At 64.1% G+C, this 25,410-nt stretch carries 19 protein-coding genes and 3 pseudogenes; 9 read left to right on the plus strand and 13 right to left on the minus strand.

Going from position 1 to position 25,410, the window contains the following annotated elements; genetic code table 11:
- Positions 1-22 precede the first annotated feature (22 nt).
- A complete protein-coding gene (locus tag DRB87_RS10440) occupies positions 23-1,222 on the minus strand; it encodes an NnrS family protein (protein ID WP_130025847.1) in 1,200 nt (399 codons plus the stop codon).
- A gap of 337 nt (positions 1,223-1,559) precedes the next feature.
- Between DRB87_RS10440 and DRB87_RS10445 the strand changes: the two genes are divergently transcribed.
- Positions 1,560-2,993 carry an aldehyde dehydrogenase family protein gene (locus DRB87_RS10445; protein WP_130025848.1) on the plus strand — a complete coding sequence of 478 codons (1,434 nt, stop codon included), beginning with the start codon at positions 1,560-1,562 and terminating at the stop codon, positions 2,991-2,993.
- Here the strand turns inward: DRB87_RS10445 and DRB87_RS10450 are convergent.
- Positions 2,974-3,189, minus strand: a complete 216-nt coding sequence (locus DRB87_RS10450; protein WP_130025849.1) for a DUF1289 domain-containing protein — start codon at positions 3,187-3,189, stop codon at positions 2,974-2,976. The genes DRB87_RS10445 and DRB87_RS10450 overlap by 20 nt on opposite strands.
- A 162-nt stretch (positions 3,190-3,351) precedes the next feature.
- Between DRB87_RS10450 and DRB87_RS10455 the strand changes: the two genes are divergently transcribed.
- Positions 3,352-3,774, plus strand: coding sequence for an EamA family transporter (locus DRB87_RS10455; protein WP_130025850.1), 423 nt, complete (start codon positions 3,352-3,354; stop codon positions 3,772-3,774).
- 81 nt (positions 3,775-3,855) lie between these two features.
- Here DRB87_RS10455 and DRB87_RS10460 read toward each other — a convergent pair whose 3' ends face one another.
- From DRB87_RS10460 to DRB87_RS10475, 4 genes are all read right to left on the minus strand, one after another.
- Positions 3,856-5,163: a phospholipase A gene (locus DRB87_RS10460; protein WP_130025851.1), complete on the minus strand. Its 1,308-nt coding sequence runs from the start codon at positions 5,161-5,163 to the stop codon at positions 3,856-3,858.
- Between the two features lie 149 nt (positions 5,164-5,312).
- The gene (locus tag DRB87_RS10465; protein ID WP_130025852.1) at positions 5,313-6,647 is read right to left on the minus strand and encodes a bifunctional diguanylate cyclase/phosphodiesterase; all 1,335 of its coding nucleotides are present in this window, start codon (positions 6,645-6,647) and stop codon (positions 5,313-5,315) included.
- 316 nt (positions 6,648-6,963) lie between these two features.
- Positions 6,964-8,229, minus strand: coding sequence for an FAD/NAD(P)-binding oxidoreductase (locus tag DRB87_RS10470; RefSeq protein WP_130025853.1), 1,266 nt, complete (start codon positions 8,227-8,229; stop codon positions 6,964-6,966).
- 342 nt (positions 8,230-8,571) lie between these two features.
- The gene (locus DRB87_RS10475) at positions 8,572-9,042 is read right to left on the minus strand and encodes a Cd(II)/Pb(II)-responsive transcriptional regulator (RefSeq protein ID WP_130025854.1); all 471 of its coding nucleotides are present in this window, start codon (positions 9,040-9,042) and stop codon (positions 8,572-8,574) included.
- 389 nt (positions 9,043-9,431) lie between these two features.
- Here DRB87_RS10475 and DRB87_RS23500 point away from each other — a divergent pair.
- A pseudogene (locus DRB87_RS23500) lies at positions 9,432-9,551 on the plus strand (hypothetical protein); the annotation flags it as partial.
- A 152-nt stretch (positions 9,552-9,703) separates the two neighbouring features.
- The gene (locus DRB87_RS10480; RefSeq protein ID WP_240756248.1) at positions 9,704-11,542 is read left to right on the plus strand and encodes a heavy metal translocating P-type ATPase; all 1,839 of its coding nucleotides are present in this window, start codon (positions 9,704-9,706) and stop codon (positions 11,540-11,542) included.
- Positions 11,543-11,546: 4 nt separating this feature from the next.
- Here the strand turns inward: DRB87_RS10480 and DRB87_RS10485 are convergent, their stop codons facing one another.
- The gene (locus tag DRB87_RS10485; RefSeq protein ID WP_130025855.1) at positions 11,547-12,581 is read right to left on the minus strand and encodes a CHAD domain-containing protein; all 1,035 of its coding nucleotides are present in this window, start codon (positions 12,579-12,581) and stop codon (positions 11,547-11,549) included.
- Between the two features lie 370 nt (positions 12,582-12,951).
- Entirely contained in the window at positions 12,952-13,230 is a 279-nt protein-coding gene (locus tag DRB87_RS10490; RefSeq protein ID WP_017234305.1) for an HU family DNA-binding protein, read from the minus strand.
- A gap of 737 nt (positions 13,231-13,967) precedes the next feature.
- On the opposite strand from DRB87_RS10490, the gene DRB87_RS10495 reads away from it, so the two are divergent.
- Complete coding sequence (locus tag DRB87_RS10495) at positions 13,968-14,738, plus strand: ferredoxin--NADP reductase (protein WP_026132014.1); 771 nt, start codon at positions 13,968-13,970, stop codon at positions 14,736-14,738.
- Positions 14,739-14,827: 89 nt separating this feature from the next.
- On the opposite strand, the gene DRB87_RS10500 is transcribed toward DRB87_RS10495, so the two are convergent.
- From DRB87_RS10500 to DRB87_RS10525, 5 genes are all read right to left on the minus strand, one after another.
- Positions 14,828-16,408: an isocitrate lyase gene (locus DRB87_RS10500; RefSeq protein WP_130025856.1), complete on the minus strand. Its 1,581-nt coding sequence runs from the start codon at positions 16,406-16,408 to the stop codon at positions 14,828-14,830.
- Between the two features lie 514 nt (positions 16,409-16,922).
- The gene (locus DRB87_RS10505) at positions 16,923-18,509 is read right to left on the minus strand and encodes a PepSY domain-containing protein (RefSeq protein ID WP_130025857.1); all 1,587 of its coding nucleotides are present in this window, start codon (positions 18,507-18,509) and stop codon (positions 16,923-16,925) included.
- A gap of 10 nt (positions 18,510-18,519) precedes the next feature.
- A complete protein-coding gene (locus DRB87_RS10510) occupies positions 18,520-18,774 on the minus strand; it encodes a hypothetical protein (RefSeq protein WP_130025858.1) in 255 nt (84 codons plus the stop codon).
- On the minus strand, positions 18,764-19,042 hold the full coding sequence (locus DRB87_RS10515) for a hypothetical protein (protein WP_130025859.1): 279 nt from the start codon (positions 19,040-19,042) through the stop codon (positions 18,764-18,766). The genes DRB87_RS10510 and DRB87_RS10515 overlap by 11 nt, the downstream gene beginning before the upstream one ends.
- A gap of 357 nt (positions 19,043-19,399) precedes the next feature.
- Positions 19,400-21,712, minus strand: coding sequence for an FdhF/YdeP family oxidoreductase (locus tag DRB87_RS10525; protein ID WP_165385277.1), 2,313 nt, complete (start codon positions 21,710-21,712; stop codon positions 19,400-19,402).
- Between the two features lie 235 nt (positions 21,713-21,947).
- On the opposite strand from DRB87_RS10525, the gene DRB87_RS10530 reads away from it, so the two are divergent.
- The 4 genes and pseudogenes from DRB87_RS10530 to DRB87_RS10540 form a co-directional block, all read left to right on the plus strand.
- Positions 21,948-23,021 carry a substrate-binding domain-containing protein gene (locus tag DRB87_RS10530; RefSeq protein ID WP_130025860.1) on the plus strand — a complete coding sequence of 358 codons (1,074 nt, stop codon included), beginning with the start codon at positions 21,948-21,950 and terminating at the stop codon, positions 23,019-23,021.
- Positions 23,022-23,286: 265 nt separating this feature from the next.
- Positions 23,287-23,760 (plus strand): NAD(P)H-dependent oxidoreductase subunit E, encoded by a 474-nt coding sequence (locus DRB87_RS10535; RefSeq protein ID WP_130025861.1) that lies wholly within the window; start codon positions 23,287-23,289, stop codon positions 23,758-23,760.
- Positions 23,753-24,014 (plus strand): annotated as a pseudogene (locus DRB87_RS24200) (formate dehydrogenase); the annotation flags it as partial. The gene DRB87_RS10535 and the pseudogene DRB87_RS24200, both read left to right, overlap by 8 nt.
- Positions 24,015-24,082: 68 nt before the next feature.
- Positions 24,083-25,393, plus strand: a pseudogene (locus DRB87_RS10540) (NADH-quinone oxidoreductase subunit F); the annotation flags it as partial.
- Positions 25,394-25,410: the final 17 nt, after the last annotated feature.

Genomic DNA, 25,410 nt, shown 5'->3' on the forward strand with positions numbered 1-25,410 from the left:
GTTCGCCGAGCGGTCTGACGGTTCAACCGTCCTTTCCGTCAACCCGCGACATCACCAGATAGGGCGCATAGCGCATCAGATAGACGGCAAATGCCGCCAGCCAGCATACGCCCGCTGCGTCAATCCAGACGCTTGTGGCACCACTCGCCAACCAGGGGCCGAAGACGCGCAAGAGTGCCGCGGCAATGATCAATCCGTAACAGGCCATCTCGAAGCGCCCGGCGATCAGCGCGCGGCCGGTATGTCCCAGTGCCGTACGAGTGATCATGCCCATGATGGCGCACCCGATCGCGCCGACCGTCAAGGCGTGGATCGCAAGGGAGTGCGCAATCGTTCCCGCGGCCGCGAGCGCCAGAAGCGCAAAGCCGATCGGAATCCACGCATAGGCCACATGCAGGATCGCCAGTATCGGTCGAGGCCCGGCACGCCAGGAACGCCATCCTGCCAGCCGGATACCGTGAATCAACGCCGTGAGTCCGGCGCACACGATCGTCAGGGCGGGCAGCGCCAGGAATGCATCTGCGAGAAGCGTGATGACGACGCTCGGGGCGGCCAGCGTTTCAATCCACTTCCAGCGCTTCGCGCAATAGCCCGGCACCGCGTTCGAGGTGAACATCGGGACTACGCGCCCCGCGATCACCGTGACGAACATGACGACCAGTCCGATGGCGGCGTTAGCGGCCTGTAACGAGAGATCAACGCGTCCTTGCCACGCCCACCAGTGGAAGAGGGCGTTCAACGCTCCGAAAGCGCCGAGGGCGACGGGGAGAAATATGTTGCGACGATTGTTCGCCTTGATCAGCACGCGCATCAGCACGATGGCAACCACGGGAAGAAAAAGGGAATCGATGCCCGCGGCGAGCCATTCGGGCCCGTAATAAACCAGTACCCGTCCCGCTGCCCACAAGCCCCACAGCCACATAAGCGGTGCACCCCGGGGCGTATCGAGCGAGGTCCACGCGCGAACCGCGGTGAGCAAGAATCCCACGACGATGGCGGCCAAGCCGCCAAATATCATCTCGTGAACGTGCCAGACGAGGCCGTTCACGGGCGCGGCCCGACCGGCGACGGGGTAGCCGTGAAGCGTGGCCAGCCAAAGCGCAATGGCCAATACCGCAAAGCCTGCGCCGCCCAGGTAAAACGGGCGAAAGCCAAGCCGAAGCAGGGGCAGCCCGGGGGCCGATTGCGACGACGGTTTCGTGGTGGGTTGGCCGATTGACATCGTGACCTCCGCGATAAGATGCATTACAAATGCATCTTATAGCATCATTGGGCGATCGGGGAGAAATGTCCTTATGGGGAGGCGACGTGACGATAGCGATATTTGGCGAACGGGGCGGGCGAAATACCCCGTCGAGAATGCTTGCCTTTTTGGACACCCGATGCCGTAGGCGCGTCGGTCCTGTGCGGGCAATCGGTGCTTGCGTCATCTGACCGCAGCTTAGGAATCTCGGAAGCTGCGTGTCGGAGTCGACTGATTTCGTCGCAAGCGTGCGAGATGCGTGGGCGCGCGGACTACAATGATCGCTCGTCGGGAACCTCCCCGCAGGAGACATCGCATGATCACGTACGACAAATTTTTCATCGACGGCCGGTGGGTGACGCCGGTCGGGCGCGCAACGCTGGACGTCTTTCACTCGGCTGACGGGACGCTCATGGGCCGCATTCCAGAGGGCGCAACGGACGACGTGCAGGCGGCCGTTGCCGCCGCGCTGAATGCGCGCGATCGCTGGGCGGCCACGCCGCCTGCCGAGCGGGCCGTCTACCTGCGCAGGATTGCTGCGGGCCTGAAGGCGCGCACGGACGCGCTCGCACAAGTCATCACCGGCGAGACCGGCATGCCGATCAAGCTCGCTCGCGCTATTCAAGTGGGCGGACCTGTCTATCACTGGAATCAATACGCCGAATTGGCCGAGACGTTCGAATTTGAAGCGCGCGTCGGCAATTCGCTGGTGGTGCGCGAGCCGGTCGGCGTGGTAGCGGCCATCACGCCGTGGAATTACCCGCTGAATCAAATCACGCTGAAGGTGGCGCCAGCGCTGGCGGCCGGTTGCACGGTGGTGCTCAAGCCGTCGGAAGTGGCGCCTTTCAACGCGTTCATCCTGGCCGAGGTCATCGCCGACGCGGGGCTGCCGCCCGGAGTGTTCAATCTCGTGACCGGGCTCGGGCCCGTGGTCGGCGAGGCGTTGGTGCGGCATCCGAACGTCGACATGGTGTCCTTTACGGGATCGACGCGGGCAGGTAAGCGCGTGTCCGAAGTCGCGTCGCAGACGGTCAAACGGGTCGCACTGGAACTCGGCGGGAAATCGGCATCGGTCGTGCTCGACGATGCAGATCTCGCCGCCGCGGTCAAAGGCACGCTCAACGCCTGCTATCTGAATTCCGGCCAGACGTGTTCGGCGCACACGCGCATGCTTGTGCCTGCCTCACGTTATGAGGAAGTCAAGGCATTGGCGAAGGAGGCTGTCGCGCGCTTCACGCTGGGGGATCCGCGCGAGGAAACGACGCGTCTCGGACCGTTGGCGTCCGCCGCACAGCGCGAGCGAGTTCAGACCTATATCCGCAAAGGTCTGGCGGAAGGCGCGGAGTTGATCGCGGGCGGGGATGCTGTGCCGGCCGGGTTCGAGGCGGGGTTCTTCGTGCAGCCGACGGTGCTGGGTCGCGTGGCGCCTGACGCGACGGTCGCGCAGGAGGAGATTTTCGGTCCGGTGCTCTCGATCATCACGTATCAGGACGAGGCCGATGCCGTGCGTATTGCCAACGACTCGATCTACGGGCTGGGCGGCGGCGTGTGGTCGGGCGACGAGGCGCGCGCGGTGCGGGTGGCGCGTCAGATCCGCACGGGGCAGGTGGATATCAATGGCGGGGAATTCAACGTGAAGGCGCCGTTCGGCGGATTCAAACAGTCCGGGCACGGACGTGAGAACGGCGTGTACGGCTTCGAGGAGTTCCTCGAGTACAAGTCGCTTCAGTTCAAGGCGGCGAAGTCGTAGACCGGCTCTCGCAAAAGCGCATCGCCTTGCCCTCGCGAGTGATGCGCGCCCACACGGCGGCCTTCTCGGCGTCGTTCAAGAATACCCAGTTCGACACTTCGTCGGCGGTGCGCCCGCAACCCTTGCAGACGTCGTCGAAGAGCGTCGAGCAAACGCCAATGCAGGGGCTGTCGGGGCGGTCATGCAGTTCGGACATAGGGGGCGTGTCGGCCAAAGGCGGGATGGGCGTTCAAAACAGGCGCCATTATCGCATTGATGGCCGGATTGCCGTTGAATCCCCCACCGCGGGGTTTGGTGGCGGACATGCCGGTGAGTTCAGGTGGGGGCCGGCCCAAAGGGATAGCCATAAGGATGATTTATGTTGCGTAGCTGGCAACTGTTTGCGCTGGGCTCGGCGTTCTTCGCCGCGCTGACGGCGGTTTTCGGAAAGCTCGGGGTGGCGCAGGTCAACTCGAACATGGCCACGCTGATACGCACGGTCATCATCTTCGCCGTGACGTTGGCGATCGTGGGCATGCGCGGCGAGTGGCAGCGCCCGGCGAGCCTGAGCGCAAACACATGGTTGTTTCTGGTGCTCTCCGGCGTGGCGACCGGTTTGTCGTGGCTTTGCTACTTCCGTGCGCTGCAGTTGGGACCCGTGTCGGGCGTTGCGCCGCTCGACAAGCTCAGCGTGGCGATGGCGATGATCATCGGCTGGAGCGTGCTCGGTGAACCGTTCTCGCTCAAGGAAGCCCTTGGCGGGGCGCTGATCGTCGCGGGCGCCCTCGTGCTCGTGTTCTGAGCTTTGGCTGGGGAATCATGTCGACTCGGGGCGCCGGGCGGCCCTCCGGTGACGATCCGCCCCAGCCGGACGTTCGCTTGGCTACCAGCGGAATACGCTATACCCGATCCGCACCTGCGACCGAGAGTGGCGGTTGTAGTCGAGCATATCCTCGCCATAACCGGTGAAGTAACCGAGCCACAGGTAGCCGCCGGTGCCCGGTATCAGCTTGCCCAGCGGATAGGTCACCTGCAGGTCCACGCTGCCATAGTTGCGTTTCATGCCCTTGCGCAAGGTCGCGCCGATCTGCCACCCATTCGGTTTGCCCCACAACACGAGCAGATCCAGGTAGCCGCGGTAGTCCTGGATGTCGGGGTTGTCTTTCTTCTCGAGATACGCATAAAGCTTCGGCGCCACCGTCCAGTGGTACTCGGCGGGATTGCCGAACTTGAAGATCGGTTTGACGAACAGTGTGTTGATGCTGCGAGAATCCTCGCCCGCCTTGCCGTTGGACTCGTGCTCGAACCCTGCCGCGACGCCCAGAGACGAGAACCAACTCGCGCGCACGCCGGTGTCGGGGACGTAGTAGAAGAGGCTTGGCCGATAGTTGGAGTCGCGAAACGGGGCCGACTCGGCCTCCAGATCCCAGACCGATAGTTGCGTATAGCCGAAGTACAGGTTGTCGAGGAAGGCCTTCGAGGCGGGATTTTCCGGCTTGAGGATATGGAACTTGAAGCTGAGCTGGAAGCGTGCGTTGGCGTCGCCGTTCTTTCCGAATGCGATGTACATCGGCTCATTCGAGGAGATGCGCGCAAACTCGGCGTCGCTAGTCGGTGCAATCGCGTCGGGAGCGGTGCTGGCGAGTGCGTTGGAGGCGGCCGCGGTGAGCGCAGCGGCTGACGCGGACGCACCGACTGCGGTACCCGGCGCGGCACCGCCGCCGCGAGCGACCGGGGTGGCGGCGACCATGGGCAGGGTCGGTGCGGCACGATCGAGCACGATCGTGGTGGTCGAGGCATCCCAATCGACCGGCTCGACGCGCACCGAGCCGCGTAGCTCTTTCGGCAGGTCGGCGGCGTATGTGATGCGCCGGAACTGGCCGCTCGAGAGTGTCACGTGCGCGGGCGCGAGCGCCGCGCGCTTGAGGGAGATCAGCGTGGGTTTAAAGTCGTCGTTCGAGATACGCACGACGATCTTGTTCGGCAACGCAAGCGTCTTGTGCCCCTGGCCGTCGTGCGTGGCCAGCAATGTCAGTTGCAACGGCGCACCGCCCGAGAGGGCGCGCGGTGGTTGCAAGAGCGATAGGTCGGCACGTGCCGCGGTGCTCAGGGTCAGGCAGAGGGTGGCGGCAACGAGTGAAATGGCGCGAAACGGTGATGGGGCGAATGCATCGGGATTCGTCTTGGGCATCGGACCTGTCTGGGTTGGCGACCCCGGGCCGGTGAGCCCGATGTCTGGGTCGACTCGCCCCGGGCGTCGCCGGGGTGGGCTTTCGGTGGACGGCGACGATTGCACCGCGCACCGACCCGGGGTGGGCCGGTTGAAGGCGGCGGGCGCGCTTACAGCCGCCCGTGCCAGTCGCGGATGAACGTCTCAATGGGGCCCGGCGGAAGGGGCCGCGTGCAATGGTACCCCTGCCACGCATGGCAGCCCATCGACGCGAGCGCATCGCGCTGGGCACTCGTTTCGACGCCTTCCGCCACAGTCTCGATTTCGAGCTTGCGGGCAATGGCGATGATGGCACGAATCAACTCGGTGTCGTAGCCGCCCAGCAGCACGCCGGCCACGAACTGGTAGTCGATCTTGACGGTGCCGAACGGCCAGCGCTTCAGGCGCACAAAGCTTGAGTAGCCGGTGCCGAAATCATCGAGCGACAGGCGCACGCCCATCGCCACGAGTTCGTTCATCAGCGTTGCAGCCTCGTCGAGGTGTGAGATCAGCGACGACTCGGTGATCTCGATTTCGAGCTTGTCCGGCGGGACTCGATGGTGCTTGAGGGCGTAGCGGATCGTGTCCAGGGTGTGCACGCGCATTTGTTGCGCTGACAGGTTCACCGCCACACGCGGATACTCGTGGCCGTTCGTATGCCATTGATCGAGCTGACGGCAGGCTTCGTGCAGTGTCCAGTCGCCGATCGGGCCGATCACGTCGCAACGCTCGGCAGCCGGGATAAATTCTCCCGGCATGATCAGTTCGTCGTCGCGCTGCCAGCGGATGAGCGCCTCGAGTCCGGTCAGCCGGTGCGTGCGCATGTCGATCTGTGGCTGGTAGTGCAGCCGGAATTCCGACCCCGACAGCGCGCGTTCGATGGCGTTGCGCCAGTGATGTTCGTTGCCGGCTTCGTCCGGCGGATTGACACTGTCTGTGGGCGCCGCCGGGGCTTCGGTCACGAGAAACCGCGAGGCGCTCTCGCGAATCGCCTGGTCGGCGACATCCGACGTGTGCTCAAGCAGAGTGGCGGGCCACACCGGCACCTGGGGCAGATGGGTGATCCCCGCCGAGATGATCGGGTAGAGCAGGCCGTTACCGCAGGGCACCGGCGATTCGCCGGCGCGAATGAAGCGGCGGGTGATCTGTATCGCCGCGTCGCGGCTGCCAAGATCGCGCAGCAAGATGGCGATCTGCTGATCGGACACGCGACCGATGATGTCACGGCGACGAATGCGCGAACCGACGCGAAACGCAACGGTGGCAAGCAGATCGGCGTCCGAAATAGCCGGTTGGCGGGTTGCCATGCGCTGACCACGGCCCACGTGCAGCACGACCAGCGCACAATGGCAGCCCGGCGGGTTTGGCGTGCGCAACTCCAGGCTAAGGGCGCGCAGGAGCCGCTGGCGATCCAGCAGTAGGTCGGCGAGCACGACTTGCCGTCGCAACGCGTTGGTATCGTTCATCTCGGCAAGCAGGCGGACGTCGCCCGTAAGGTTGAACGTTTGTCATCGCCGCGGGCAGCGCCACCCGGCAGAGGAAGCTCACGCGTCGAACAGGTCGTGCCGCCAGAAAGCCCTTGAATCATGTTCTGCATAAGACGCGAAAATGTGTCGGCCGTCGTGCGAGGAGGCGGATAAGGCTTGCCGGCCATGGCACCGCGTTCCTCGCGCTCGGGCAGACCGCGCACTAGGCGTGGCCCGACAAGAAGCTCGTGCCCGGTCGGGAAACCGGGTCCTATGTCCATTAACGGCACCCGTCTTTGAAAATTGAGTTCGGGTTTTACCTATGGCCGGGACGACTGGGTTGCGCCAGCCACTCGCGACCGCGTAGCATGACATCCCAATAAATCTTTGGCAGCACGTACTTTTTCAGCACCCACGCGATACGGTTCGCTTTCGTGCCGTCGAGGGGGAACGTGGGCATGAGCTTGCCGCCATAGCCAAATTCCGCGAGTACGATCTTGCCGTGTTCGACCGTGAGCGGACAAGCGCCATAGCCGTCGTAGTGCATGGGCAGTGGGCGGCCGTCCATGGCGGCGAGCAGGTTCTCGGCAACGACAACCGCCTGCTTGCGTGCGGCGGCCGCCGTCTTGGCGTTGGGTGCGGAGATGGCATCGCCCGCGCCGAAAATATTGGCAAAGCGCGCGTGGCGCAGTGTGGCCGGATCGACTTCGCACCAGCCGGCCGCGTCGGCCAACGGGCTTGCGCGCAGCACATCCGGTGCACTTTGCGGCGGGACAACGTGCAGCAAGTCGAAGGGCTTGTCGACGAATTGCGATTGACCGTCGGCGTCGAAAATCTCGAAGCGGGCCACGCGACGTTCGCCATCGACCGCCCGCAGATGCGAGAGATGATTGAGCGAAATCGCGTAGCGCTTGACGTATTCCATGAGCGCGGGGATGTAATCCTTCACGCCAAAAAGGGCCGGAGCCACGAGATGGAATTCAATCTTCGTCTTGTTGTGCACACCGTTCTGACGCCACGTGTGTGCCGACAGATACATGGCCTTTTGCGGCGCCCCCGCGCACTTGATCGGCATCGGCGGTTGCGTGAAGAGCGCATTGCCACCCTTGAAGTCGCGCACCAGCGACCACGTGTAGGGCGCGAGATCGAAGCGATAGTTGGACGTGACACCGTTACGTCCGAGCGTGTCGGTCAGGCCGTCGATGGCCTCCCAGTTCAGTTGCAGGCCCGGCGCCACGACGAGGTAGCGATAGCCGAGGCGACGACCGTCCGAGAGCAGGATTTGCTGGTGGTCCGGCGCGAAAGCCGTAACGGCCGCCTGAATCCACGTCACGCCGTTGGGAATGACGCTCGACATCGGACGCGCCGTGCGCGCCGCGTCGAACTCGCCGGCACCGACGAGCGTCCAGGCCGGCTGGTAGTAATGCGTGTCGGCGGGGTCCACGATCGTGATCGAGAGCGATGGACGGCGGCGTCGCAGACTGGCCGCCACGGAAATCCCCGCCGCCCCAGCACCCATGATCACGATGTCGGCGGTGCTTTCCGTCGCGGGGGTGGGCGTAGCGGATACATCGCTGGACATAAGGTCTCCGACAAATAAGCAAAATTGAAACGGATGCCGACATATCGATGGGCATCCTGAACGCCGCGCGCTGACGGCTCACACGAATTGGTTCCGACCTGCGTATTCGTGTGCGGGACATTGTATATAGAAACTGTGTCGGTTTGCCCTTGTTTTCAGGGGAAACGCCGCCATTCTTCACAATCGTCGCCACGTTCATGGCAAACCGAGCCGGGATTGGCGAGCGAGCGGCGAGCATGCTTGGGAGACTGTCAAGGCGTGCACGCTTTGTCGTGGCAGGGGGAGCCGATACCGCTCGCGGAGCGGCAGAGGGGCGCCGCAGGACAGCGACGCTCGCGACGTTCACATGGGCGAGTGATTGTGGTCGCAGGCGACTTCGATCGGGTCGATTTCGTTGTGGCACGCGCAGGCTTCGCCATGCGCGCCTTGCATGAGGGCACGCAAGATGCCGCAATCGCTGGTTTCGTGGCGGCTATGGCATTGCGCCTGAAGATGCAGCAACTGTTGTTCGAGCGCCTGCAACTCGTGAATGCGGGCATGCACGCGAGTCAGGTGGGCTTCGATCAACTGGTTCGCGTCTTCGCACGTCACGTTCGTGTCGTGGGCGAGTTCGCCGAGACGTTTCGCATCGGCGAGCGGCATGTCGAGCGAGCGGCAGTGGCGGATGAAACGCAGTGCTTCCAGATGGTCGTCGCCGTAGGCACGATACCCGGCGTCCGTGCGCGGCGGGGCCGCCAGCAGGCCTGCCCGCTCGTAATAGCGGATCGTTTCGACATCGGTGCCCGCTGCGCGGGCCAGCTCTCCGATTTTCATGCTTGACTCCGTAGTGACTACAGGGTTTTGAATGGAGGGTAACACGAATCAGTCAATCAGGAGTTCCCATGTCCCACCCCTCGGATTCGGCCCGTCTGGCCGGCTCGACGGCGACAGATCACCCCGCGCATGACCCCGGTCATCGTCACGATCACGGGCATCGGCACGACCCTTCGCACGCCAACGATAGCGAACACGCGCACGCTCAAGGACACTCGCACGACCACTTGCACGACCACGGTCATGCGCACGATCATGCCGCCACATGCGCCTCAAGTCCCGCGCATGCACACGACGACTCGTTGTGTTGCGCAGGCGCTGCGCGTTTTGCACCCGACGAACCGATGCCGTCGACGGGGGCGCCGCAGGCCCGTTTCCGAATCGATCAGATGGATTGCCCGACGGAAGAGCGTCTCATCCGCGATCAGCTTGAGCATCGGCCCGGCGTCGATGCGCTGTACTTCAATCTGCTCAAGCGAGAATTAACGATCGTTTTTGACGGCAACGCGTCGTCGACCGACGTTGCCCGGCATGGGGAGGCGGTCGCAGACACGTTGCGCAAGCTAGGCATGACGCCGGTGCCGCTGGTCGGCGGCGACACCGATGCGCCGCCGCCCCCGCGAGCCGCAAGGCAGACATTGCTCGTCTGGTGGCGGGCGTCTTGCTGGCTGCGGCGAGCGAGATCGCGGTCTGGTCCGGCGTGCCTGAGCACAGTCCTTGGGTCGGCGCCGTGGTCGTGGCCGCCATTCTCGCGTGCGGACTACCAACGCTCAAGAAGGGCTGGATCGCGCTGCGTCACCTCACGCTGAACATTCATTTCCTGATGTCGCTGGCCGTGATTGGCGCGATGTGCATCGGTCAATGGCCGGAAGCGGCGATGGTGATCGTGCTGTTCGCCTTATCGGAAAAGCTCGAAGCCGCATCGCTCACGCGGGCCCGCCGAGCCGTCGAAGCGCTAATGCGCCTGGCGCCCGATCAGGCGTCGGTCGAACAGCCGGACGGTAACTGGTTGGACGTGCCCTCGGCGTCCCTTTCGGTGGGCACGCGCGTGCGTGCGCGGCCAGGGGAGCGCATTGCCATCGACGGCGTGATCGAGCAGGGCAGTTCGGCGCTCAATCAGGCGTCGATCACCGGGGAGAGCGTACCCGTCGATAAGACGGTGGGCGACGAGGTCTACGCGGGCAGCATCAACGAAAGCGGTTTGATCGTGTATCGCACGCGCGTTGCGCCGGGCGATACGACACTTGCCCGCATCGTGCGTATTGTGGAGACCGCACAACAACAACGCTCACCGACGCAGCGTTTCGTCGACAAGTTCTCGCGGATCTACACGCCGGTTGTCGTGCTGTGTGCGTTGCTTGTCGCGCTCATGCCGCCGCTGGCCTTCGGTCTGGCGTGGTCGCCCTGGATCTACAAGGCGCTGGTGATGCTGGTCATCGCGTGTCCGTGTGCGCTCGTGATTTCGACGCCGGTCACGGTCGTAAGCGGTCTGACGGCGGCAGCCCGTGCCGGGATCCTGATCAAGGGCGGCGCATTTCTGGAAACCGGCCGTCTGATCCGCGCGGTCGCGCTTGACAAGACGGGCACGCTGACGCGTGGCGAGCCGCGCCTGACCGACGTGGTGCCGTTGGGCGAAACGTCACACGACGAGGCACTCACGCTCGCCGCCGCGCTCGACGCGCAGACCACCCATCCCGTTGCGCGCGCCGTGGTCGACGGTCATACGCGAGCGGGCCTCGGCGCATTACCGTCGGTCACGGAGGTCGAAGCGCTCGCGGGAATGGGCGTGAAGGGGCGTGTCGGTCAAACCCTTTACTACCTCGGCAACCATCGTCTGATCGAATCGCTCGGCGTGTGCAATGCGCACGTGGAGGCGACGTTGGCACGTCTCGAGGCGCAAGCCCGCACGGCCATCGTGCTGGCCAGTGAAACGCAGGCGATCGCCGTGTTGGCGGTCGCCGACACGCTGCGCGCGGAAAGCCGTGACGCCATCGCGCGTCTGGCCGGCATGGGCGTTCACACGGTAATGCTGACCGGGGACAATCGTGCGACCGCGGAAGTGATCGGTCGGCAGGCGGGCGTGAGCGACGTGCGTGCCGAAATGTTGCCGGAAGACAAATGGCAGGCGGTGTCGGCCTTGCGAGAGACGTACGGGTACGTGGGCATGGTCGGCGACGGCATTAACGACGCCCCTGCGCTCGCAGCCGCGGACGTCGGTTTCGCGATGGGGGTGGCCGGCACCGACAGCGCGCTGGAGACGGCCGACGTTACGCTGATGGATGATGACCTCCACAAGCTGCCGGCCTTCCTGGCGCTGTCGAGGCGTGCCGCAACGGTGCTCAAGCAGAATATTGCCGTGGCGCTCGCCATCAAGGCCGTGTTCTTCGCGCTGGCGGTGGTCGGGCTGGCGTCGCTGTGGATGGCGGTGTTCGCCGATGTGGGGGCCAGTCTGCTGGTGATTGCAAACGGCATGCGCCTGCTGCGCACGAAGGTGGCGTGAGCGCTTAGCGGGCGCGCATGCCGCGCTCCAGCGTGTGCGCATCCGGCAACTGACCCAGCACGTGCGCCGCGCGGCTTGTGGTGTTGACGATGATCGTATCGAGGCGTCGGATCATGGCACTGCGCTGTTCGTCGCGCAACGGCATGGCTTCGCACATTCGCTGCGCGACGACGGCATCGTTGAGTTGCCCAAGGAGCGTCTGTGCGGCATGCAGCGTGCTCTCGTAGGGCGAGCAGACCGATTTGCGCAGCCAGGGTGCCAACAGTTCGGCGCTGTAACGGGCCTTCTTGATCTTCACGCGCAACGCGTGCAACTGCTCGGTGTCGAGCATGGCCAACTGGCGACAATCCGGAAACAGCGCGATATATTGGGCGCGCAGCATGTTGCGGGCATGCTTCGCCAGCGCGCGCGACCGCTTGCCTGGCGTACGAGAGGGGCGACGCAATGCCTTGGCCGAGCGAATCTTGCATCGACCGTCCTCGCGCATCCCGAATGCGTTGAGCAGCAACCCATGCAATGCCTGTTGGCGCTCGCCGGTCAATGCCGCGGCAACTTGTGCGCGGGCGTCGCGGCGCAGGTGTTCCACATGCCTTTCCACCGCAGGCCAGTCGATGTCGGGAAAGTCGGCGCGCAACGCGGGTAATGTCGTTGTCGCTAACACATCGGTATCTCGCGTAGGGCCCATCGATTGCCCCAGCCAGCGCAATTCCCCGTTCAACCGATGGTGCCAGCGAGGTTTGAGCCACGGCGAAAAGACATCGATCAGCGCACGCAGACGACGTATCACAATTCGCAACTCGTGCACGACCTCGGCGTCAGTGGACGCGGCGTCGCTGTTCTCGCCCGCGGTCGGTAACGACGGCCATGGTTGCAGAATCTGCGCGGCGAGGGTAACGAGCAGGCGTGCGGCGGACATGCGCCGCATGCGCCCGGCGCCAAGCGCCGTGCGCGTCTGAGTGGGGCGCTGGCCGGCAACGGGCGGTCCCTCGATGGCGGCGGCGATGGCCGCTGTCGTCACGCGTGTCATGTCACGCAACATAGCATAGTTGCCCGGGGCCAAGCGCCAAGGAAGACCGATACGAAAGGGTGGCGCGGGGACTGCGCGAGGTACGGCGATTCGCAAAAAGCCATCGGCAATGCGTGTCAGAACGGCGGGTGTTGACGGCTGGGGAAGACAACAGGAGAGTCTCTGCCGGCGTGGGGCAGGAGACGACGCTGGGAGCGTCTCGTCGCGGGCGCCCGGTGCCCGAGCTGCGGTGTGCAGGACACCCGCGAGGCACGCAGCGTCACATCAGTCGTGGACCTCGCGAGAGGATGACGTGACGCATATCCATTGCTGCACACCGCAGGGCGGCCATGCGAGCAAAAAAGATAGGCCGGCCCGAAGGCCGGCCTGCGCGCAACTGGTTTTACTTCTTGTTCACAGCGTCCTTGAACGCCTTGCCAGCCGTGAACTTCACGGTCTTGGCGGCCGGGATCTTGATCGCTTCGCCGGTCTTCGGGTTGCGGCCGGTACGTGCGGCGCGCTTGCCCGAACCGAACGAGCCGAAGCCGATCAACTGGACCGCGTCACCCTTGGCGACGGCCTTCTTGATGGTCTCGAGCAGAGTGTCGAGGGTTTCGCCGGTTTGAGCCTTGCTAGCACCCGTAACACCAGCGACGGCGTCGATCAGTTCCTGTTTGTTCATGTGTGTTTCCCTTGAGAGGTGGTGAATACCGGCGACAACTCTAACACTTTCGCCATTTGGCGAGTGTCGGTGTTGTATCCGCGCCATAAGGCACGCGGCACATGCCAGAAAGTCGCCATCGCGACACGTCACGCAAACGCGATCCTAAGATCCATCCCGTCACGCCTCGAGAGGGCGCCGACACTGGCCGGGCAGCCGCATTATAGAGCCATCGGCGCGCTGTGGGCCAGTCCTGACAACGGTTTGCGGCGATTTTGTTGTGCGATGCCGCGTACTTTCTCGTTCGTGATGACAAAAACCCGGTAACTACGGGCATCTCCGGTCATGCGCCGGCGCAATCCCTTGCTGGGCGGGCTTTGGGGGTTTCCCTAGCCGATGGGGGCTTGCGTACTGGCGTGACTTTTGGTTGGCGTCAACTTGCCCCGCGAGCTGCTCGATGCGTCACATCGGTCGGAATACGAAGGACTTCGCGAGTGTTCGGTCAAGTCGACGCGCTGCGTTGGCGCGCGATTCCGCCAAAACCCCTGCGGCCCGATGGGGACAAATGAAAGCAATTCCCGTTTGAGGTAAAATAATGGGGTTTTCCCGCCCAAAACCGGGAGTGCGTCTCCCTGGCGCGCCTGGGGTCCGGGCATCGGGGCCATCAAGGACGGCTCGCGCATTCGCATGTCAGGCGATTCGGGCATTAGTTCCGTCGATGTGCCGCGCCGCCGCCCGTCGTCATACGTCAAGCCAATATGAGTACTCAGAATCAACAGACCGTGCTGGAAGTCCACCACTGGACTGATACGTTGTTCAGCTTCAAGACCACTCGCGACGCTTCGTTCCGTTACGTCAATGGCCAGTTCACGATGATCGGGCTGGAAGTGGAAGGCAAACCGCTGCTGCGCGCCTACAGCATGGCGAGCGCGAATTACGAGGAAGAGCTTGAGTTCCTGAGCATCAAGGTGCAGGACGGTCCGCTGACCTCGCGTCTGCAGCACTTGAAGCCGGGCGACAAGGTCATCGTTGGCCGCAAGCCGACCGGCACGCTCATCGACGACAACCTGTTGCCGGGCAAGCATCTGTACCTGCTTTCGACGGGCACGGGCCTCGCGCCGTTCATGAGTATCATCCGCGACCCGGAAGTCTACGATCGCTACGAGCACATCATCCTGGTTCACGGCTGCCGCTTCACCAGCGAATTGGCGTATCGCGATCTCATTACGCAGCATCTGCCGGCGCACGAGTATCTGGGTGAATACGTGCGCGACAAGCTGATCTACTATCCGACGGTGACGCGCGAAGAGTTCGAAAACCAGGGCCGTATCACGGAGCTGGTTGAATCGGGCAAGATGTTCGCCGACATCGGTTTGCCGGAATTTTCGCCGGAAAACGACCGCATCATGTTGTGCGGTAGCCCGGCCATGCTCAAGGACACCCGCGAGCTGCTGGAGAAGCGTGGCTTCGTGGAAGGCCATAACCACGCCCCGGGGCACTACCTTGTCGAGCGTGCGTTCGTCGGCTAATCCGTCGACACGCATGCCTACGGCAGCGCTTGCCGTCGTGGGATAAAAAAAACCGCTCGATCGAGCGGTTTTTTTGTCATCGGAACCGGTTAGAACTGGTTCATGGTGTTGTCTTTCCCCGCTGCCTTGAGGGCCGCGGCGCCACTGAAATACTCCTTGTGGTCGTCGCCGATGTCCGAGCCGGACATGTTCTGGTGCTTCACGCAGGCGATGCCCTGGCGGATTTCCTTGCGCTGCACGCCAGCCACATAGCCGAGCATGCCCTGATCGCCGAAGTATTCCTTGGCCAGGTTGTCGGTCGAGAGTGCGGCGGTGTGGTACGTCGGCAGTGTGATCAGGTGGTGGAAGACACCGGCTTCGCGCGCCGCATCGGCCTGGAACGTGCGAATTTTTTCGTCGGCGACGGCGGCCAATTCGGTGTCATCGTATTCCTCGCTCATCAGCTGGCCGCGCTCGTAGGCTGAGACATCCTTGCCGGCCGCCTTCATCGCGTCATACGTCTGCTGGCGGAAGTTCAAGGTCCAGTTGAACGACGGGCTGTTGTTGTACACCAGCTTGGCGTTCGGGATCACTTTGCGAATCTCGCTGACCATGCCGGCGATCTGGGCGATATGCGGCTTTTCGGTTTCGATCCACAGCAGGTCGGCGCCGTTTTGCAGTGCGGTGATGGAATCCAGCACGCAGCGTGCTTCGCCCGTGCCAGCGCGGAACTGGAACAGGTTGCTGGGCAGGCGCTTGGGACGCAGCAGCTTGCCATCGCGCTTGATGACGACGTCGCCATTGCCGAGGGCATCTGCGGAAATTTCGTCGCAATCGAGGAAGGAATTATATTGGTCGCCCAAGTCGCCCGGCGTGTGGGTCACGGCGATCTGCTTGGTCAGTCCGGCGCCCAGCGAGTCGGTACGGGACACGATAATGCCGTCGTCCACGCCCAGTTCCAGGAATGCGTAGCGAATCGCGCGAATCTTGGCGAGGAAGTCTTCGTGCGGCACGGTGACTTTGCCATCCTGGTGACCGCATTGCTTCTCGTCGGACACCTGATTCTCGATCTGAATGCAGCATGCGCCGGCTTCGATGAACTGCTTGGCCAGCAGGTAGGTGGCTTCCGCGTTACCGAAACCCGCGTCGATGTCTGCGATGATTGGCACGACGTGGGTGACGTGGTTGTCGATTTTTTCCTGGATGGCGGCCTTGGCAGCCCCTTCGGCCGCGTCCAGTTGGCGGAACAGACCGCCGAGTTCTCGGGCGTCCGCTTGGCGCAGGAAGGTGTACAGCTCGCGGATCAACGCGGTGACAGAGGTTTTTTCGTGCATCGACTGGTCCGGCAGCGGTCCGAACTCCGAGCGCAGTGCCGCAACCATCCAACCCGACAGATAAAGGTAGCTGCGGTCGGTGGTGTTGAAGTGCTTCTTGATGGAGATCATCTTCTGCTGGCCGATGAAGCCGTGCCAGCAACCCAGCGACTGGGTGTACTTGGACGGGTCCGCATCGTAGGCGGCCATGTCGGCGCGCATGATCTTGGCCGTGTACTTGGCAATGTCCAGACCCGTTTTGAATCGGTTCTGGGCACGCATGCGTGCGGCATATTCGGGATTGATGGCATCCCAGGCGCTGCCTTGTTTCTGCTTCAAACCAGCCACAGCGGTGATGTCGTCTTGATATTGGGTCATGTGCCTCTCCTGAGAGCAAAGCGCGTTTGAATAAAGGGTTCAGCGTGTCGCCCCCGTATGTCGAAGCGAACTGCATGACGAAATGGTACCGCCGTTTGGCGCGGCTGGGCCAAGTCTTATATAAGACATAAGAGTTAATTTATGCTTATTTTTCAATAACATAAGTACGAGATTTCGCAATTCGAAACACGTTTTCGGGTGGCGGAAAAATGAGGCGAGCGAAATTCCAAGAGAATTCCGCAATGTGAAATGCGCTTTCGTTGGCTGGAGATGGGACACGCGCCGATGGCGCGAGCAACGAGCGCTGGCGGAAGGATTGTGTGGACGTCTGTTGAGACGAGGCGACGTTCCAACGGGCGATGAATGGCGCGATCCAACGTAGGGACTAGCTTGCTACGCAAGCCGCTAGCCGGCCCCGCTGGCGGCCTGATCTCATCTTGGGAGGCGGGAGTGCCTCGGATCGAGAGGCCAGCGGTCAGGCGCGCGTCGGCATGACCTTGCGTGCGACTCGCTGCTAGGGCTTTGCGCTCAGGTCAGCGCTGGCTTCTGAGGTCGGGGCAGCGGAATTCGGTGCGGGTCGTGCCCACACGCTGCAAGGATCGCCGCTGCGGGCGCGTTTCCAGGTCGCGCACGCGAACAGTGCAAAGCCGCCCGCGCAGACGATAGCGACGAGGTCAACGCCGGCCAGCACCCAATCGCCCGCAGCCATCGAGCGCACGAGATTGTCCGGCGTGAGCACGGCGTCGGCGGCCGGGATAACGAGGCAGACGAGCGCCGTCGCCGCGAGTAGTCCCGTGGCTGCTACCGCCGGCGCCGCGAGCGCGGCGAAAAGCATCGAGGCGGAGAGCGTGGCGATGAAGATCGAGAGCGCCGTCATGTCGGGGGCGACGAGCGCACCGACGAAGGCCGCGGCAATCCCCAGGCATGTGCCGAGAAACACGCCGGCGGTGGCCTTGGCCATCCCTCGCAGATGGGCGGGTTGTACGGCTGCGCTGCGCTTGCGACGCGATTCGAGCCAGAGCAGGTTGCCGCTGTAGACGAGCACCGCACCCATCAGGCCCAGGACGAAGTACACCCAGCGCATGGCATCGCCCGCGAAGTTACCGAAGTGGGCGCCGTAGATCATGCTGAGCATCGCGTGGTTGGCGTCCCGTACGTCGGGGCTGTGCTGACCGACGATCGCCCCGTCGTTCAGGCGCACGGCCACGGCCGAGAACACACCCAGCGAGTCGCTGGCCTCGCCGTAGACTTCGGCCACCGCGTCCGGCTTGCCGTAGCGGGTCCACGCCACGGCGGTCGCTTCCATGTCGGGCGCCGCGTGCTCGGCGCGGGCGAGCAGGGCCGTGAGACCAAGCGGCTTGCCGTCGACCGGTGCGATCGTTGCCGGCACCGCCCCCGTTATCTGCGGAATTTGCGATAGCAGCTTGTTATCGAACGTCACGACGTTGAACGCCATCATCAGCGGCAGGAGGAGGCACAGCAGCGCCCCTGTCAGCGCGAAGACAATATGAAACGGCAGACTCAGCACGCCGATGGCGTTATGCGCGTCCTGCCAGAAGCGCTTGACGTTGCGTCCCGGGCGCAACGCAAAGAGGTCTCGCGTGACGCGCGGCAGATGCACGATCACGCCCGAGATCAACGCCATGCCGTAGAACAGCGACACCACGCCCATCAGATACAGGCCGTAGGTCGGAATCGACAGCGAGTAGTGCAGCGCATTGATCGTGCCCGACAGGCCCGGGCGCGCATCGCCGATCACGAGCGACGGCGCGGTACCCTCGGCGTCAGCGTGCAAGCGTGCCTGTTGCCATTCGCCGTTCGGTTCCTGCCAGTAGGCAAAGGGCGTCGGCGAGTGATTGGGCAACACCACGCCCATCTGCTCGCGCGCGGCCGGGAATTGCATGCGAACCCGCTCGGCGAGCTGTTCCGTTTGCGCGAGCGAGAGCGGTGCATGACGCGTGGCGGGCTGCTCCCAGCGTTCGATCTCATGATGGAAGATGGTCAGGGCGCCGCCGAGCATGGCAATGAACAGCGCGAAGCCGGCGACGATGCCGGCCCATGTATGGACACTCAGATATTGACGAAGGGTTTGGGCGCGCATTGAACAATCCTTACCCGACGGCGCGCGCCAACAGCAGCGCAACCCAGGTGACGACGGTGGTGGCGCCAAGGCCAACCCACGCGTGTTTTGCGGTGCGGCTCGCGTAGGCTGCGGCACACAGGCCAAGCCACAGGAGCGGGAAGAGCGCGATGACGGGAATCACCGCCGTTTGCCAACCGGCTGGCGTCAGGTGGGCGATAGCGCCGCACAGCGCCATCGCCGCGAAGCCGCCGAGCACCAGGCCCGCGAAGGTTCTACCCCACATGGGCGTCTCCGCGCAGAGCGCGCCAGCCGCCCACCGCATACGGCCAGAAAAGCTGGCCGAAACACAGCGACATGAACGCCGCCGCGATGCCGGCCGAAGCGCCGGCCGCGAGCCACCAGCAACTCAGGCTGGCAGTGGCGGCCAACAGCGAGAGCGACCGGGCGGGCTGTGCAGCCAAACGTCGTGCGCGCACACGCTGGTGCTCAGAGGTGAGATAGCAGGCGCCGCCTGCCAGCCATGCCAAGGCAATAGCCAATCCAATCAACATGCTCGGGAATCACATGAAAATGTGGCCTGCAAGCGACGACGCCACCCTTTGGCGCCGCGTCGGTCGAGGCCGATCGAAAACCGTTCCGGACAAACGCAGCGGCCACACATTTTTCCGGTGATGATGCGAATGTAAACAACAACGATTCGCATTTATAACATGAATCGTCAGAATCCCGAAATAGCGCGCCTGAAAATGGGGTGCCGCGCCTGAGCACAGGTCAGGCATCAGGCATCAGGCATCAGGCATCAGGCATCAGGCGTCAGGCGTCGGGCGTCAGGCGTCGGGCGGCAGGCGGCAGGCGGCAGGCGGCAGGCGGCAGGCGGCAGGCGGCAGGCGTCGGGCCGCCTCGCCTCATCAGGCCGGTCGGCGCTCCAGCAACACCGGGATCGACTTGGAGGTTGGCGTTCCCGCACCCTCAGCGATGGCGTCGAGTGGCACCAGTCCGTTGGTCTCGGGGTAGTATGCCGCGATGCAGCCACGCGGAATGTCGTAGGCAACGAGCAGGAAATCATCGGCGCGACGCGCAATGCCATCGTGCCAGACACTCACGAGGTCAACGTGCTCGCCTGCACGAAAGCCTCGCGCATCCAGATCTTCCGGGTTGGCGAAGACAACGCGGCGCTGTCCGAACACCCCACGATATCGGTCGTTCAGGCCGTAGATTGTGGTGTTGTATTGATCGTGGGAGCGAATCGTGGCGAGTTGCAGCACATCGTCGCCGCGCTCACCCGCCTGGCGGCGTGCCACGTCGATCGGCATCTCGTGCGGCAGCGGGTGTGTCGTGAAGTTGGCGCGCGCGTTGGCGGTCAGCCACTGCCGTGTTGACGGCGGCACCGGCAGCCGGAAGCCCCCCGGATGGCGTACGCGACGATTGAAGTCCGCGAAGTCATCAAAGGTGGCGGCCATGGCGTCGCGAATGCGATCGTAGTCCTCCACGTACCAGTGCCAATCCTCGACACCGCCGAGCGCGCGGCCCATCGTTGCCTGCGCGATGCCCGCGACAATGGCCGGTTCGGAGCGCAGGTGCTCGGACGCCGGGGCGTTGATGCCATACGACAGGTGCACCATGCTCATCGAGTCTTCCACCGTGACACCCTGCGCCGCGCCTTGCTGCATGTCGATTTCGGTGCGGCCCAGGCACGGCAGGATCAGTGCATCGCGCCCGTGCACGAGATGGCTGCGATTGAGCTTGGTCGCCACGTGCATCGTCAGGTCGCACTGGCGAAGCCCCTCCCAGGTGCGCGGCGTGTCGGGTGTGGCCATCGCGAAATTGCCGCCCATGCCGATGAAGACCTTGACGCGTCCGTCGCGCATGGCTGAGATCGTATCGACGACGCTCAACCCGTCGCGTCGCGGCGGCGCGAACGCGAACGCTTCGCCAAGCCGGTCAAGGAAGGCGGCCGACGGCTTTTCATTGATGCCGACGGTGCGGTCGCCCTGGACGTTGCTGTGGCCGCGCACGGGACACAGACCCGCCCCCGGGCGTCCGATGTTGCCGCGCAGGAGCATTAGGTTGACGATCATCTGAATGGTCGCCACGGCGTGCTTGTGCTGGGTAATGCCCATGCCCCAGGTCGCAATGACGCGCTCGCCGCGCAGATAGACGTCGGCAATCTGGCACATCTGGGCTTGCGAGACGCCGGACGCGCGCTCGAGATCGTCCCAGCGTTCGCTGCGTACGTCGGCGGCGAAATCGTCGAAACCGTGAGTGTGTTCCGCGATGAAGGCATCGTCGAGCAGTGTGGGTTCGCCATTGGCGCGCGCGAGGGCGTCGCGCTCCAGCACGCGCTTGATGACGCCCTTCACGAATGCGAAGTCGCCGCCGCACGCCGGCGTGATGTAGTGGCTGCTGATCGCGGTGCCGCCGAGGCTCAGCATCTCGGCCGGACTTTGCGGGTCGGCAAAGCGCTCCAATCCGCGTTCGTGCAGCAGATTGACCGACACGATGGTCGCGCCGCGCCGGGCTGCCTCGCGCAACTCACCGAGCATGCGCGGATGATTGGTGCCCGGGTTCTGGCCGAACAGCAGCAGCGTATCGGCCTGTTCGAAGTCGTCGAGGGTGACGGTGCCCTTGCCGATGCCGATCGTGGGCGGCAGGCCAACGCTCGTCGGCTCGTGGCACATGTTCGAGCAGTCGGGAAAATTGTTTGTGCCGTACTGGCGTACGAAGAGTTGATAAAGGAACGCAGCTTCGTTGCTGGTGCGACCGGACGTATAGAACGCCGCCTGATCGGGGTCGGGCAGGGCGCGCAAGTGCTCGCCGATCAAGGCGAAAGCGTCGGCCCAGGCGATCGGTGCATAGCGATCGGTGGCGGCGTCGTAGCGCATGGGATGCGTGAGACGGCCGTAGCCTTCGAGCGTGTAATCGTCCAGCGCGAGCAAGTCGGTCACCCTGTGCTCGGCAAAAAAGTCAGGGGTGACGCGGCGCTTGGTGGCTTCGGCGGCGACCGCCTTGGCCCCGTTTTCGCAGAATTCGAACGTCGAGGCGTGTTCGCGATCCGGCCACGCGCAGCCCGGGCAGTCGAAGCCGCTGGGTTGGTTTGCGCTGAGCAGCGTGCGGGCGCCTTTGAGCGGAATGCCTTGGGTGACGAGTTGAATGGCAACGTTCTTGAGGGCTCCCCAGCCGCCGGCGGGGCGATCGTAAGGGGCGATTTTCGAGGCGGACATGGTGCGTTTTCTGATGAGAAGAGGGGGCGCGGCGCGTCGGCATCTGGGGAATGCTTCGGCCATAGACAAACGGCTAACGTTAAATAGGCAAAATGATGCATAATCTAACGAGGTTACAGCGGTATTTTGGTGCCAACGTCGATCCGAAAATCCCCGTGAAATGGACGTTGTCAGGCATCTTATCAGGATATTGCATAAATTGATTTATGCAATTAATAGCATATAAGGTGAGTCAATGAAGCAGATATCGATCGCCCCGCAGCTCCGGTTTCACCACGACGGCAACGATCTTCCGCTCGACAAGGTGCTGTCGCTACTCGCCGAGGTGCAGGCGCACGGCAACCTGCAGGCGGCCAGCCAAGCGCTCGGGCAATCGTATCGAGGCGCGTGGGGCCACGTGAAGGAGGTCGAGGCGCTCATGGGGGCGCCCTTGCTGACGATGGCGCGCGGCCGTGGCGCGGTGCTCACGCCGCTTGCTCAGCGGCTGCTGTGGGGGCAAAAGCGCCTGCAGGCTCGGCTCGGTCCCCTGCTGGAGACGATGGCGTCGGAGTTGCAGACCGAGCTTGATGACCTGCTGCTGCAGGACAGCGACCAACTGCGACTGTTTGCCAGTCATGGGCTGGCGATCGCGGCGCTGGTCGATTTCGCAGGACGCGCGGGCCTGCCCATCGAAGTGAGCTATCGCGGCAGCATCGAAGCGATTGCCGCGCTCGCGAAGCACGAGTGCGAGGTCGCGAGTTTTCACGTGCCGATCGGCGCGCTTGCAGAGCCGGTGCTCGATCACTATGGGCCCTTGCTCAAGGGCAAGTCGTATCGGGTGGCCGACGTCGCTTCGCGCCGTCTCGGGTTGCTCGTTGCACGCGGCAATCCGCTCGGCATTCATACACTGGCCGACCTGCCGCGCACGGGGGCGCGCTTCGCGAACCGGGAGCGCGGCTCCGGCACCCGAATCATCTTCGATCTGCTGCTCGCGCGTGAGGGGATCGATCCGGCTGCCGTTGCGGGAGCGGAGAACATCGAGTTCACGCACGCCGCCGTGGCGGCGTACATCGCCAGTGGGCGCGCCGACGCGGGACTCGCCATCGAGGCAGCGGCAAGCCAGTTCGGGCTCGATTTCCTGCCAATCCTGACGGAGCGCTATTGCCTGATGTTTCCCGAGACCGGCAGCGAGTCCGCGCATTTGCGGGCGCTGCTTGAAATTCTGCAAAGCGACGCGTATCGGCAGGCGGTGCATGCCATCCCCGGCTACAGCGAGGCGGCGACCGGTCGCATCGCCCCGCTGTCTGAGGCGTTCCCCTCTTTGGGTTGAGATGTAATATGCAATGATATGCATATGTTGCGCACGAACATCAGCTCGGTCGAACGGCCAGCCGGCGCGGTTTATGCGGCGTTGGAATGCTGCTGTGCAGCGAGCGTGGGAAAAACGAGCAACCCAAGCTATCGGTGTTTCCACGAGGCTTGTTGGGAGGGGACGTTTGGACTAATGTCCTAACTGTCGAGCCCCCAGAAACGCGCCGCCATCATATGCAACAAAGAACATATGAGACGCCGTTTCGCCCCAGGAGACATACGAGATGGTGCCCACCCCTCACGCGACGCTCGCGCCGCTGCTGGCTCGCCACGCCGGCCGTGCGCACGAGTTGTTGCCGCTGTTGCATGCCCTGCAGGACAGCGACGGTTACGTCGACCCCGCCCATGTGCCGGCGATCGCCGCCGCGCTGAATCTTTCTCGCGCCGAAGTACATGGCGTGATTACCTTCTATCACCACTTCCGCAGCGCGCCGCCGCCCCCGATCGTGGTGCAGGTCTGCCGCGCGGAGGCATGTCGCAGTCGGGGTGGCGAAGCGCTCGTAGCCCATATCGAGGCGAGTACCGGCGCACCCGTGGACGGCGCGCCGTGTCGCGGGGTCGGCGTCGAATCGGTGTATTGCCTCGGGCAATGTGCGTTGTCCCCGGCCGTGATGATCAACGGCGAACTGCACGCGCGCGTGAGTCCGGCGCGCTTCGATGCGCTGCTGCCGGCGCGCAAGGCAGGTGACCATGTCTGAGTCTTCGAAGCGCGGTCCGTACCGCGTGTATATCCCGCGCGATTCCGCTGCGCTCGCCTTGGGCGCGGACCGGGTCGCCGCCGCCGTGGCAACGCAAGCCACCCAGCGAGGCATTGCCGTCGATATCGTGCGCAATGGCTCTCGTGGGCTGTTTTGGCTTGAACCGCTCGTCGAAGTGCAGACCCCCGCCGGGCGCATCGGGTACAGCAACGTGCAGGCCGCTCAGGTCGCCGCCTTGTTCGACAGCGGCTGGCCCTCATGTGCCGTTCAGGACGCCGAGCGCGAGGTTCCCGCTGACAATCCCGACGGGAGTTGGGGCGCCCCCATGCCTGCCTGCGTCGGACGGGTCGATGCGATTCCGTATCTGGCGCGGCAACAGCGCCTGACGTTCGCGCGCATTGGCGTGACCGACCCGCTCAGCCCGGCGGACTATGAAGCGCACGGTGGCCTGGTCGGACTGCGCGCATGCCTGGCGCTCGACGCCGCGGCGGGGTGCCAGACCGTACTCGACTCGGGCCTGCGCGGACGCGGCGGCGCGGCGTTTCCGGCGGGCATCAAGTGGCAAACCGTCAGCCGCGCCCAGGCGGCAACCAAATACGTCGTCTGCAATGCCGACGAAGGCGACTCGGGCACATTTGCCGATCGGCTCATCATGGAGAGCGATCCGTTCGTGCTCATCGAAGGGATGGCTATCGCAGCGCTATGCGTGGGGGCGAGCGAGGGCATCATCTACGTGCGCAGCGAGTATCCGCACGCCATTGCGGCACTCGAGTCGGCGATTGCCGTCGCGCGCCGGGAAGGCTGGCTCGGCCCGGACGTGCTGGGTTCGGGACGCGCTTGCGAGTTGCGCGTCGCCAAGGCGGCGGGCGCTTATATCTGTGGCGAGGAAACGGCGTTGCTCGAAAGCCTGGAAGGCAAGCGCGGCGTGGTCCGCGCGAAACCGCCGATTCCAGCGGTGGCCGGACTCTTCGGGCAGCCGACACTCGTCAACAACGTCGTGACCCTCGCGAGCGTGCCGTTCATCTTCGCGCATGGCGCCGACGCCTATCGCGAGTTCGGCATGGGCCGCTCGCAAGGCACACTGGCGGTGCAACTCGCGGGCAACGTGCGTCGCGGCGGACTGGTGGAGCTGGCGTTCGGCGTGACGCTGCGCACACTGCTCGACGAGTTCGGTGGCGGCACGGCCAGCGGGCGCCCTGCCAAGGCCGTTCAGGTCGGGGGGCCGCTCGGAGCGTATCTGCCAAGCGCGCAGTGGGACGTGCCGATGGATTACGAGGCGTATGCCTCGCTCGGCGCGGTCGTCGGTCACGGCGGGGTGGTCGTCCACGACGACACGGCCGACCTCGCGGCGTTGGCGAGCTACGCGATGCAGTTCTGTGCGCACGAATCGTGCGGCAAATGCACGCCGTGCCGCATTGGCGCGACGCGCGGAGTCGAGGTGATCGACCAGATCCGACGCGGAGACACCTCCGTGCGTCAAATAAAACTGCTGCGTGATCTGTGCGACACGATGGTGGCGGGGTCGCTTTGCGCGATGGGCGGCATGACGCCGTTCCCGGTGCGCTCGGCGCTCGAACATTTCCCGGCAGACTTCGGTCTGCCCGATGGCGCCGGGCGCGCCGAAGCCGCCTGACGCGCAAGCGTTCGGCA

The sequence above is a fragment of the Pandoraea sp. XY-2 genome, from assembly GCF_004193915.1.
Taxonomy (GTDB): Bacteria; Pseudomonadota; Gammaproteobacteria; order Burkholderiales; family Burkholderiaceae; genus Pandoraea; species Pandoraea cepalis.

What these genes read in the sequence shown, in the direction of transcription:
- DRB87_RS10440 (WP_130025847.1), bottom strand. Translation starts at nt 1,222, where the DNA reads ATGTCAATCGGCCAACCCACCACGAAACCGTCGTCGCAATCGGCCCCC.
- DRB87_RS10445 (WP_130025848.1), top strand. Translation starts at nt 1,560, where the DNA reads ATGATCACGTACGACAAATTTTTCATCGACGGCCGGTGGGTGACGCCG.
- DRB87_RS10450 (WP_130025849.1), bottom strand. Translation starts at nt 3,189, where the DNA reads ATGTCCGAACTGCATGACCGCCCCGACAGCCCCTGCATTGGCGTTTGC.
- DRB87_RS10455 (WP_130025850.1), top strand. Translation starts at nt 3,352, where the DNA reads ATGTTGCGTAGCTGGCAACTGTTTGCGCTGGGCTCGGCGTTCTTCGCC.
- DRB87_RS10460 (WP_130025851.1), bottom strand. Translation starts at nt 5,163, where the DNA reads ATGCCCAAGACGAATCCCGATGCATTCGCCCCATCACCGTTTCGCGCC.
- DRB87_RS10465 (WP_130025852.1), bottom strand. Translation starts at nt 6,647, where the DNA reads ATGAACGATACCAACGCGTTGCGACGGCAAGTCGTGCTCGCCGACCTA.
- DRB87_RS10470 (WP_130025853.1), bottom strand. Translation starts at nt 8,229, where the DNA reads ATGTCCAGCGATGTATCCGCTACGCCCACCCCCGCGACGGAAAGCACC.
- DRB87_RS10475 (WP_130025854.1), bottom strand. Translation starts at nt 9,042, where the DNA reads ATGAAAATCGGAGAGCTGGCCCGCGCAGCGGGCACCGATGTCGAAACG.
- DRB87_RS10485 (WP_130025855.1), bottom strand. Translation starts at nt 12,581, where the DNA reads ATGTTGCGTGACATGACACGCGTGACGACAGCGGCCATCGCCGCCGCC.
- DRB87_RS10490 (WP_017234305.1), bottom strand. Translation starts at nt 13,230, where the DNA reads ATGAACAAACAGGAACTGATCGACGCCGTCGCTGGTGTTACGGGTGCT.
- DRB87_RS10495 (WP_026132014.1), top strand. Translation starts at nt 13,968, where the DNA reads ATGAGTACTCAGAATCAACAGACCGTGCTGGAAGTCCACCACTGGACT.
- DRB87_RS10500 (WP_130025856.1), bottom strand. Translation starts at nt 16,408, where the DNA reads ATGACCCAATATCAAGACGACATCACCGCTGTGGCTGGTTTGAAGCAG.
- DRB87_RS10505 (WP_130025857.1), bottom strand. Translation starts at nt 18,509, where the DNA reads ATGCGCGCCCAAACCCTTCGTCAATATCTGAGTGTCCATACATGGGCC.
- DRB87_RS10510 (WP_130025858.1), bottom strand. Translation starts at nt 18,774, where the DNA reads ATGTGGGGTAGAACCTTCGCGGGCCTGGTGCTCGGCGGCTTCGCGGCG.
- DRB87_RS10515 (WP_130025859.1), bottom strand. Translation starts at nt 19,042, where the DNA reads ATGTTGATTGGATTGGCTATTGCCTTGGCATGGCTGGCAGGCGGCGCC.
- DRB87_RS10525 (WP_165385277.1), bottom strand. Translation starts at nt 21,712, where the DNA reads ATGTCCGCCTCGAAAATCGCCCCTTACGATCGCCCCGCCGGCGGCTGG.
- DRB87_RS10530 (WP_130025860.1), top strand. Translation starts at nt 21,948, where the DNA reads ATGAAGCAGATATCGATCGCCCCGCAGCTCCGGTTTCACCACGACGGC.
- DRB87_RS10535 (WP_130025861.1), top strand. Translation starts at nt 23,287, where the DNA reads ATGGTGCCCACCCCTCACGCGACGCTCGCGCCGCTGCTGGCTCGCCAC.